This is a genomic window from Methanoregula sp., from assembly GCF_049686655.1.
Lineage (GTDB): Archaea > Halobacteriota > Methanomicrobia > Methanomicrobiales > Methanospirillaceae > Methanoregula.
Window position 1 is genome coordinate 1 of record NZ_JBAVIG010000013.1, and the last position, 5,710, is coordinate 5,710.

Below are 5,710 nucleotides of genomic sequence, written 5' to 3' on the forward strand. Positions count from 1 at the left end.
TTTCACAATACCGGAAGACCTGGGCAGTAATGCTGGGGGCAGGAACACTTGTGTGTTGTGCCCTTGCGGGAATGGCAATAGGGACCGGGTTGCTCCCGCTAAAAATGATCCGGGCAAGTCCTTTCAGGTTTTTCAACTGGAACGAACCGGCGTACTGCATTATCGGCGGTATAGTTTTCGCTCTCTGTGCCTGTCTCCTCTGGCGCCTGAAAACAGGCCTCATAAAAAATACAGAGATGCCAAATACAGGGATCTCATCTGGGAAGTGAAGACTGGCAGCGGTTGACCTCGTAAGAAATATATGGGGATCAGATACCGGATCCGGGAAGTGTCTGGCACCTCTTCTGACGGATATTCGTACCGTTAAAAAAAAGAGGAAAATTTTGCCGGACCCGGGATACGAGCTCCGGGAACACCTAGCTTGGCGATATGCTCCTGTCAGCTACCGCAGAACCCACGCTCTCCCGCAGGGACTGGTGTCCTTTCCTCTGCATCCCGCTGCGGACCTGTTCGCAGAGGACAAGAGCGTTCAGCGCCTGTTTCGGGGTTACCGGGAATTTCTTTTTGTCCCGTACGGCCCGGATGAAGGTCTTGAGTTCCTTTTTGAGGGGTTCGGATTTATTGACCTGCACTTTCTCTATCGTGGTCTCCTGCGAATACCGCTCTCCTTCAATGGAGAACCGGCCGGGCTTCCTGTGGATATACAGTTCCTGGGCCATGAAGTCCCCCTCGACGGTGAAATATTCCTCCTCAATGTAAATCCTGCGGACTTTCTTTGAGGATTTCCTGCTTGCAGTCAGGATGGCCGGGCAGTCATTGATGGTGAAAAGTGCGGTGGCGACATCATCACCTCCCGAGCAGGCAAGGCTCCAGCTCTTTATGGGGAAGAGATTGAAGAGCAGGTCGATGTCATGGATCATCAGGTCCTCGATAATGGATGTCCCGACGATACGCGACGATGCAGGGTTATGCCGGTTGATCTCGATATAGTGGGGATGTTTGATGATCTGGGCAAGTTCGGGGATAATCGCATTGAACCGCTCGATATGGCCGACACCGACCGTGAGATCATCCGGGATCAGGTTCACGAGATCTTCAGCTTCCTTTACCGTCTGGCAGATCGGCTTTTCGATAAGAACCGGGATATGGGCCTCGATCAGTTGTTTTGCAACTGCATAATGGTAGGGAGTGGGTACACAGATGCTGGCTGCATCGACCTTCTGGATCAGGTCCGCAATAGTCGGGCAAAACGTCACCGATTCACAGGTGGACGGGAGGTACTTCACTGCGTTGGGATCGGGATCATAAACATAGATCTGGTCAACTGACTTGAGTTCCGAATAAACCCTGACATGGTTCTTTCCCATCACTCCGCAACCGATAACACCAACATCCATCGAGATCCCCCTGTTCCCGGATCATCAATTACCCCATTTTTCTTCAAAGTATTATAGTTCATTTATAGGTAATGATCCATTAGAAACTTTCTAAACTGACATGATATTCAATTATCACTATCTTATTACTTTGGGTAGTAGCATTCCATCACGGATGTCCCCGACCCGTTATTTGAAATCCTTTCTGTGGAAAGTGATGAAAATGCAGGTCCTGTAAAACCCGGATGCAGATTTGTTATTTCCCAAAAAAGATGAAGTAAAAATTACTTTACCGGGGATGAAGTTTAAACCAGCCGATCGTCTCCTCAAGACCGCTTCTCAGGGTATATTCCGGGGAGTATCCGAACGCCTGCTTCGCCCGGGTAATATCGGCAAGCGAATCCCGGACATCTCCCGGCCGGGGCGATTCAAAAACCACCGGTACGGTAATACCGGTGAGTTCCATGATCGTCGATGCAAGCTCGTTCAGGTCGATCCGCAGGCCGCATGCGATATTGTAAACGCCGTCCTGATCACTCTTCATTGCCCGCAGGTTTGCCCGGACAACATCCCTGACATAGACAAAATCCCGGGTCTGCCTGCCATCACCGTAGATAATAATCGGGTGATGATCAAGACAACTGGTGATAATTTTCGAGATCACGCCGGAATAGGGGGAAGATGGGTCCTGGCGCGGGCCGAAGACGTTGAAGTAGCGCAATGCGGTGCACCGCACGCCGTACAACCGGGAAAAAACTGAACAATAGTATTCACCGGCCAGTTTCGATACAGCGTACGGAGAGTGGAGATCGGGTGTCATGGACTCCTGCTTTGGAAGGCCCGGATTATTGCCGTAAAGCGCAGCCGAAGATGCAAAGATTACCTTCTTCACCCCGCAATCACGCGCTGCAAGGAGAACGTTCAGGGTCCCGGAGAGATTCACATCATGGGTTTCGGCGGGATCTGCCACGGAACGCGGGACTGACACGATGGCCGCCTCATGAAAGATGCAGTCTGCACCCTGGAACGCTTTTTTAAGGCCGGGGAGATCCAGGACACTTCCGGAGATAAATGCAGCGTTTTCCCTCGGGAGAAGATGAGAAATATTTTCAGGTTTGCCGGTAAGCAGGTTATCATAGATCACCACTTCATGCCGATCCCTGAGAAGCTCTTCAGCGATATGAGATCCAATAAACCCTGCGCCACCGGTAACAATGTACTTCATAATTTCATCCAACCAGGCCAGACCGGAACACGGATGCGTTCATAATAAACGGTTCCTGTTAACCAGAGAATTCTTTTTTGATCCATAATCATCCCGGTGACCTAAAAAGCATACCATGAATCTCCCGCAATTTTTTTAATCCGGTTTTTACAAGGGATATGCTGGAAGGTTGCCAACAGCAGGATATAGGGATCTTATGACGTACCCGTAATGACTCTTTACACAACTTCATAAAAAGGAATTTTTTTGGATCCAACCGCTCTGACAACCAGATTACCGGATCAAATCCATCGGAAAATCATGCGACAAAACAGGTCTTCTGAACCGGCTTCATTGGACGTTACAATACCGGACATCCGGAGGCACATCATCAGTTACCGTAGCCCCCGCCTCTACGCTCGCACCGGCACCGACACAGACGCCGGGTCCGATAACCGCGTCTTTCCCGATGGTGCAGCCGTCTTCGAGAATGATGTTGCGATAGCTTCGCCGGGCAGGACACCCGTCAACCGGCTCGGTCATAAGCCGGACATTGTGACCGATACCGACCCCGCATCCTATCCTGGTTGACCGTGGGATCCAGACCTCGTCCCCGATAGTCGCGCGATCGGCCACCACAACGTCCGTATCGACAAAAGACCAGTTTCCTATCGTGACGCCGTCCCCGATCGCAGTATTGTCCCTTATGAGTACATTATCGCCGCACCTGAACCGGTCCCCGATAAACACGTTACCGAAAATGATACAATGCTCCCCTATTACCGGTCCGGATCCCATCCGCACACCGGGAAATTTGTCAGCCCGGATGGCACAGGGCGAAGGGAGCCCTATCAGTGTCGAATGTATAATCCGGAACGATCCTTGGTTGCCGGGCAGGTTATCGGGAATCATAAAATAACTCTTCGATGATGTGTTCTGGTGAGAATATTATAAATGTTTTATGATAGTGACAACAATGCGATAAAGTTATTCTTTTGGTATCCGGAATTTTACAGGACCATGCAGGTTTCCGGAATCATGAGATGATATCCCGGTATACGGTTTTACCACCGGCGGCACGTCAGGGTCGTTTATCATAGCTGCCAGAACCTAAAACAATGCGGTATGCCCCGGGGTAAGATATGCCCGGTTCCACGCGTGCCGTAGAAGATAAAAAAAACCGGACTAGTATTCCCATAGGCCGGGTATACGGGGCAAATTAACGGGCTCTTTTAAAAAACAGATAACCGAAACAATAAGAAAAAAACACAAACCGTTGTGAATGAAAAGTTCCTGAATAATTTTTTTGCTCTGGTGAAATCTTTTTTTTTTCAAAGAGACGATGCCCCATTCTTGTGCCACCAGTCCCCCACGGGGACAGGGCGCAGTGCGACGACCCGGGTCAAATGGCAGGTAATACAATAGTCATCGCAACCGGGGGGATGCCATAGCGGCAGGGGCAAAGCCCAAAAGAACGTCAGCGATTATGAGGTTTTCACCAGAGCAATTTTTTTTGTACCTTCAGGCAAAAAACAATTTATCATATAGTTGTCCTCACATTGGCTTTTGTCATACCATTAGCAATTTTCCTGCCATACATCAGTTGTAACGCGTCAAGATCAATGGTATTCATCTGGGTGACGTTATTGGTGCCGTCATAAAACAGGCTGTCCGGATATTTTGCGGTCTCACCTAAAAATCCCAGGTTATAGAGTAATGCGCGTAAAATCCATCGCTGCCGGACATTCCCGGTCAGGTCCGCATTCACATAGGTTTTTGCACCGGCTTTTACACCGGAGTAATACGGGGTCTGGATAAAGTATATGGTCCCGGTCTGGAAATCTTCATCTACGGTCGTGGTATTGTCAACAGATATCTGGTTCAACGAGGTTACCGGTAAAAATACCAGCCAGATGTCTGCCCCGCTGTTGAAATTAACATTCTCTGATAGTTTGGTGGTGGAAGAGTAATCATTGAACTGGCTGGTAAAGTTGTTCAGCAGGGCAACATCACTGTCGGTGTATGTACCAGAATAGGTGACCGTTAAAAGGGCCCCTGCGGGTTTCTGGATAACATTATTGTCGGGACCAAAGGCAATTTCAATGAGATGGTTGCCGATATCGGCAGAACTGTAGCCTTGTGGTGTAGGGGAAGGGGTGGGAGTAACCGGGGGTTTTGTCGGAGTAGCTTTCGTTGCCGTAGTTGCCGTAGATTTTACGAGGGTTATGTTTTTGGCGGACACGTTAGTTGCATTTGTCACATTTGTCGCACCTGAGGGATTCCAGGTACCGGAAACAACCAGGATCCCGATAATGAATAAGATTATTACGGCTACCCCGATAATCACCGGGATGAACGGCCGTATCCGGGTTCCTGCCGGCACCGGATCCGGCACAGGCGAGAAGGTTATGGGCGGTTCCACCTGGGTAGTCAGCCCCGGGCTCACCGCAATATCAAATGTTTTGTATCCCGTCATCTGCGGGAAACCGGGAGATGATGGTGACAGGGTTCCGGCAGGATATAATACCCCGTCAGAAGATTGTGTACCTGCCGGGGGGACCAGGGACGGAAGTTCATATATTTTCGACCGGCTCTTTGCCCACTGCTCCCGTTGTGCTGCAACTGTACCGGCAACAACGTTCAGCGGCCCGTAAATGGCATCCCAGTCAATCTCTGCATTTTCATCCTCGTTCAATACACTCGGCGTCTTATTCAGGAAGGCCTCGAACTCTTCCAGTTCGCTCTCTTCAAAATATGACGGCAGTACCGACAGGACCTCCCGGGCTTCCACGTCCCGGTTAAAATGAGAGACTACTGCAGGGGCAACGAGCTGGATAATCTCCAGCCCGAACTTCGGTTCGGGATATATCTGGTTGAACCGGGTAGCAATGAAGCTCAGTTCCCGGAGCACCGAATGCCAGTCCCGGTCCGTGCCGAGCCTTACACGGATTGTTTCAGCAAGGGGAACTGCAAGCGCTTCGATCTCTCCGTTGTCCAGATCATACATGCCGGAGATCTGTGAATTCCTGTTCTCATCAATAACCCGGGAAAAGATACCAAGGATCATCAGGTAATTCGCGACAACCCCCTGTTTCTGGATCAGGCGGTAAATTTTTTCGAGGTCTTGACT

Annotated in this window: 5 protein-coding genes; 1 reads left to right on the forward strand and 4 read right to left on the reverse strand. The window is 50.1% G+C overall.

Going from position 1 to position 5,710, the window contains the following annotated elements; genetic code table 11:
- A partial coding sequence (locus WBL42_RS01605; RefSeq protein WP_424719517.1) for a hypothetical protein occupies nt 1–269 on the forward strand: 269 nt, incomplete at its 5' end.
- Between the two features lie 147 nt (nt 270–416).
- Here WBL42_RS01605 and WBL42_RS01610 read toward each other — a convergent pair.
- From WBL42_RS01610 to WBL42_RS01625, 4 genes are all read right to left on the reverse strand, one after another.
- Nucleotides 417–1,397, reverse strand: coding sequence for a Gfo/Idh/MocA family oxidoreductase (locus tag WBL42_RS01610; protein WP_424719518.1), 981 nt, complete (start codon nt 1,395–1,397; stop codon nt 417–419).
- A 268-nt stretch (nt 1,398–1,665) separates the two neighbouring features.
- A complete protein-coding gene (locus WBL42_RS01615; RefSeq protein ID WP_424719519.1) occupies nt 1,666–2,601 on the reverse strand; it encodes an SDR family oxidoreductase in 936 nt (311 codons plus the stop codon).
- 330 nt (nt 2,602–2,931) lie between these two features.
- Entirely contained in the window at nt 2,932–3,378 is a 447-nt protein-coding gene (locus WBL42_RS01620) for an acyltransferase (RefSeq protein WP_424719520.1), read from the reverse strand.
- Between the two features lie 742 nt (nt 3,379–4,120).
- The coding region (locus WBL42_RS01625) for a hypothetical protein (protein WP_424719521.1) at nt 4,121–5,710 on the reverse strand (1,590 nt) is incomplete at its 5' end.

What these genes read in the sequence shown, in the direction of transcription:
- WBL42_RS01610 (WP_424719518.1), bottom strand. Translation starts at nt 1,397, where the DNA reads ATGGATGTTGGTGTTATCGGTTGCGGAGTGATGGGAAAGAACCATGTC.
- WBL42_RS01615 (WP_424719519.1), bottom strand. Translation starts at nt 2,601, where the DNA reads ATGAAGTACATTGTTACCGGTGGCGCAGGGTTTATTGGATCTCATATC.
- WBL42_RS01620 (WP_424719520.1), bottom strand. Translation starts at nt 3,378, where the DNA reads ATGGGATCCGGACCGGTAATAGGGGAGCATTGTATCATTTTCGGTAAC.